This window comes from Paraburkholderia sp. Ac-20347 (assembly GCF_017104805.1).
Lineage (GTDB): Bacteria > Pseudomonadota > Gammaproteobacteria > Burkholderiales > Burkholderiaceae > Paraburkholderia > Paraburkholderia tropica.
On the sequence record NZ_JAAGPN010000430.1, the window covers coordinates 1 to 4,383 of the forward strand.

A 4,383-nucleotide genomic window follows, 5' to 3' on the forward strand; every position below is an offset into this window, starting at 1 on the left:
TAGCTGGGACGACGCGCAACGCCGCGCCGCCCGCCTCGCGCTGCTGCTCGATCCCTGCGTGGCGCACGAGATCGTCGTGCAACGCGGCGCGTCGCGCGTCATCGATTCCGAAACCTCACCGCGAGCCCAGCCGTATGCATGAAATGGCCATCGCGCACAGCATTCTGGACCTCGTCGAGCACGAGGCCGCGCGCCAGCACGCTACGCGCGTGCGCACGCTCGAACTGGAAATCGGGCAACTGGCCAACGTCGATGTGGGCGCGCTGCGCTTCGCGCTCGACGTCGTGCTGCGCGACACGATCGCGCACGGCGCGCGTCTGGAAATCGCCGAACCGCCGGGCCAGGCGTTCTGCCTGCGCTGCGGCGACGAGGTGGCGCTCGCGCGCCGCGGCGAACCCTGCGCCGCCTGCGGCAGCTACCAACTGGCCGTGACCGGCGGCGACACCTTGCGCGTCGCCGGCATGATCGTCGACTGAGTGCGTCGGCGTGAGTAACGCGTCCGGTTCGCGCCGGACGCATCGAGAAAGGACATCATCATGTGTACGACCTGCGGCTGCGGCCCGGACAACGTGCGTATCGAAGGCGCGCAGATGCGTGAGCCTTCGCACGAACACGAACATGCGCACGGACACGATCACGGACATCCGCACGCGCATCCGCACGATCACGACCACACGCACGATCACGCGCACGATCACAACCACGCGTCCGGCCGCCGCGTCCGCATCGAGCAGGACATCCTGCGCGAGAACGACCGTTACGCGCTGGCCAATCGCACGCGTCTGCGCGCACACGGCGCGTTCGCACTGAACCTCGTTTCGAGCCCCGGCTCGGGCAAGACCTCGCTGCTGGTGCGCACGATCGAAGCGCTCAAGGACGAACTCGCGATCGCCGTCATCGAAGGCGATCAGCAGACCTCGAACGACGCCGAGCGCGTTCGCGCCGCCGGCGCGCCGGCCGTGCAGATCAACACGGGCAAAGGCTGTCACCTCGACGCGCACATGGTCGGTCACGCGCTCGACCGCCTGCCGCCGCTCGACAACAGCCTGCTGCTGATCGAGAACGTCGGCAACCTCGTCTGCCCGGCGTCGTTCGATCTGGGCGAGGCGCACAAGGTCGTCGTGCTCTCGGTGACGGAAGGCGAGGACAAGCCGCTCAAGTATCCCGACATGTTCGCCGCCGCCGACCTCATGCTGCTCAACAAGACCGATCTGTTGCCGCACCTCGATTTCGACGTCGACGCCGCGCTCGATTACGCGCGCCGCGTCAATCCGCGTATCCAGGCGCTGTGTGTGTCCGCGCGTTCGGGCGAGGGTTTCGCGCAATGGCTCGACTGGATTCGCGCGGGCTGCGGCGCGGCGCGCGCGCTGCGTCCGGACACGCGCTAGGCGTGCAGTCAGCGAGGACATCACGGCGATGAAGCGAGAGCAACTGCGCGTGAGCGGGATCGTGCAAGGCGTCGGGTTCAGACCGTTCGTCTGGCGGCTCGCGCAACGCTTCGGTCTGGCGGGCGAGGTGCGCAACGACGCGAGCGCCGTGCGGATCGATGTGCAGGGCACGCACGCAGCGCTGGGCGCGTTTCGCGCAGCGCTCGCAAGGGAAGCGCCGCCGCTCGCGCGCATCGATGCGATCGACACCGAACACGCGCAACCGCACGATACGGCGGCGCGCCAGGGTTTTCGCATCGTCGAAAGCGGCGAGACGCACGCGCGCGACGGCGAAATGGCAACCGATAGCGCAATCTGCCACGCCTGTCTCGCGGAGATCTTCGACGCGGGCGACCGCCGCCATCGTTACGCGCTGAACAGTTGCTGCGATTGCGGCCCGCGCTACACCGTCACGCGCAGGCTGCCGTTCGACCGCGCCAACACGAGCATGGCGCCGTTCGCGCCGTGCGCCGACTGCGCCGCCGACTACGCCGATCCCGCGAACCGGCGCTTTCACGCCGAACTGATCGCGTGCCCCGTCTGCGGACCGCGCTTGCGTTTCGAAGCACCGCTGGGCGACGCGCGCCTCGATGATGCCGATCACGCCGATCCCGTCGCTGACGCGTGGCGAGCGATTGCGCGCGGCGAGATCGTCGCGGTCGAAGGGCTCGGCGGCTTCCAGCTGATCTGCGACGCGACGCAACCCGACGCCGTCGCGCGCTTGCGCGCCCGCAAGCGGCGGCCCGCGAAACCGTTCGCGCTGCTCGCGCTCAACGCATCGCCAGGCGGCGCGGCCGATCTGCTCGCCGCGACGCTCTTCATCGACAGACTGGTTCAGCACCGCATCGGCGGGAGGACGGTTTCATGGAACAACTGACATTCGACTATCCGGCGCAGCGCGCCGTGACCACGCGCGCGCATGTGGGCGTGGTGGGTTCGGGCGATCTCGAAGTGCTGCTGCAGCCCGCCGCCGGCATGCAGGCGCGCGTGGTCGTGCACACGAGCGTGGACGGCTACAGCCACATCTGGAAGAGCGTGCTCGACCGCTTCTTCACGCGCTACGACGGCGCGGCGCTCATCGAGATCAACGACTTCGGCGCGACGCCCGGCGTCGTGGCGCTGCGGCTCGCGGAAGCCGTCGAGGCCGCGCAGGACGATGCGCAGAACGGCGCGCAAGGAGCGACATCGTGAGCATGGCTAATCAATCCGCGCTGCTGCGCGACAGCTTCATCGAGCTGAGCGCGCGCGAACGCGCCGCCGCCGTGCTCGACGCCGGCACGTTCCGCGAATTGCTCGGACCGTTCGACCGCATCGAATCGCCGTGGCTGCCGCTGCAAGGCATTGTCTGCCAGGCCGACGACGGCGCGGTGATCGCGCGCGGCACCATCGACGGCCAGCCCGCCGTGGTCGCCGCAATCGAGTCGGCGTTCCAGGGCGGCAGCATCGGCGAAGTCTCGGGCAGCAAGATCGCGGCGGCGCTCGAACTCGCGCTCGCCGACTGCGAGCGCGGCAAGATCGTGCGCCCCGTCGTGCTGTTCGAAACCGGCGGCGTGCGCCTCCAGGAAGCGAACCTCGGCCTCGCCGTGATCGCCGAAATCCAGTCGGCCATCGTCGCGCTGCGCCGTCACGTGCCGGTCGTCGGCGTGATCGCGGGCATGGTGGGCTGCTTCGGCGGCATGTCGCTCGCGGCCGGTCTGTGCTCGTATCTCGTGATGACGAAGCAAGGCCGCCTCGGCATGAACGGCCCCGAAGTGATCGAGCAGGAAGCGGGCATCGAGGAACTCGACGCCAGCGATCGCCGTCGCGTGTGGCAGCTGATCGGCGGCGAGCAGCGCGCGCGCACCGGCTTTGCGGACGCGCTCGTGGAAGATGCCGTCGACGACGTGCGCGACGCCGTGCGCGCCGCGTTCGCGCAGGGCGTGCCGGCGGCGCATCGCACCGAGCAGGTCGCGGCCACGCTCGCGAAGCTCGCGCAGATCGATCCCGCCGGCGTGACGCCCGACACGATGCGCGCCGTCTTCGGCCCGTCGCCCTTCAACGCCTCGCGCACGCACGGAGAAACCGCATGAGCGAATCGACCTTGAATCGCGGCGCGCGCTGGCTGCGCGCGCTCGCGGGCCAGCAGCCGGACGGTGTGAACGGCGCGTGCGTGCAGTACGCCGACGCGCCGCTCGGCGGCGAGACCGCGCGCTTCATCACCGTCGCGCCCGATGCGAACAACCGTTTTCCGCGCGCACGGGACAACGTGGTCGGGCTCGAACAGGGCTGGCGTCTTGCGCAAGCGGTGCGCGAAGCCATCGACGCGGACACGGCGAGCGGCACGCGCCGCCCGATCGTGGCGATCGTCGACGTGAAGAGCCAGGCTTATGGTTATCGCGAGGAAATGCTCGGCATTCATCTCGCGTGCGCCGCCGCCGTCGATGCTTATGCGAGCGCGCGGCAGGCCGGTCATCCCGTGGTCGCGCTGATCGTCGGGCCTGCGATGTCGGGCGCATTTCTCGCGCACGGCTATCAGGCCAACCGCATCGTCGCGCTCGACGCGCCCGGCACGATGGTGCACGCGATGGGCAAGGAAGCGGCGGCGCGCGTCACGCGGCGCAGCGTCGAAGACCTCGACGCGCTCGGCGAAAAGATCGTGCCGATGTCGTATTCGATGGCCTCGTTCGCGAAGCTCGGCCTGCTCGACGAACTGATCGGCGACGTCGATGCCGACGCGCCCAGCGACGCGCAGATCGCCCGCGTGCGCGACGTGCTCGCGCAGAAGGTGCATGAAGCGCGCGGCGACACGAGCGGTCTCGCGCATCGTCTGCAAGGCGAGGCGGCGCAGCGCACGCGCGCGGCGTCGATCGAAGTGCGCAAGCGGCTTGCGCAACAGTGGGACGCGAACTGATGCGCGTGTGCGCCCCGCCGCCGTTCGCCGCCAGCGCGCTGCGCGCGAGCGTGGGTGCGGGCGGTG

General features: G+C 69.7%; 6 protein-coding genes. All 6 read left to right on the top strand.

Annotated features, from left to right (window positions below):
• The first annotated feature begins 134 nt into the window (after positions 1 to 134).
• The 6 genes from hypA to mdcE are packed head-to-tail and all read left to right on the top strand — an operon-like array spanning position 135 to position 4,317.
• The gene (hypA, locus tag G3N97_RS36940; protein WP_074980985.1) at positions 135 to 476 is read left to right on the top strand and encodes a hydrogenase maturation nickel metallochaperone HypA; all 342 of its coding nucleotides are present in this window, start codon (positions 135 to 137) and stop codon (positions 474 to 476) included.
• Positions 477 to 536: 60 nt separating this feature from the next.
• A complete protein-coding gene (gene hypB / locus G3N97_RS36945) occupies positions 537 to 1,388 on the top strand; it encodes a hydrogenase nickel incorporation protein HypB (RefSeq protein WP_205997713.1) in 852 nt (283 codons plus the stop codon).
• Positions 1,389 to 1,416: 28 nt separating this feature from the next.
• Complete coding sequence (locus tag G3N97_RS36950) at positions 1,417 to 2,304, top strand: acylphosphatase (RefSeq protein ID WP_205997714.1); 888 nt, start codon at positions 1,417 to 1,419, stop codon at positions 2,302 to 2,304.
• The gene (locus tag G3N97_RS36955) at positions 2,292 to 2,618 is read left to right on the top strand and encodes a malonate decarboxylase subunit delta (RefSeq protein ID WP_205997715.1); all 327 of its coding nucleotides are present in this window, start codon (positions 2,292 to 2,294) and stop codon (positions 2,616 to 2,618) included. The genes G3N97_RS36950 and G3N97_RS36955 overlap by 13 nt, the downstream gene beginning before the upstream one ends.
• Positions 2,619 to 2,620: 2 nt before the next feature.
• The gene (locus tag G3N97_RS36960; protein ID WP_205997717.1) at positions 2,621 to 3,496 is read left to right on the top strand and encodes a biotin-independent malonate decarboxylase subunit beta; all 876 of its coding nucleotides are present in this window, start codon (positions 2,621 to 2,623) and stop codon (positions 3,494 to 3,496) included.
• Entirely contained in the window at positions 3,493 to 4,317 is an 825-nt protein-coding gene (mdcE, locus tag G3N97_RS36965) for a biotin-independent malonate decarboxylase subunit gamma (protein ID WP_205997716.1), read from the top strand. Before G3N97_RS36960 ends, mdcE begins: the two co-directional genes overlap by 4 nt.
• Positions 4,318 to 4,383 lie beyond the last annotated feature (66 nt).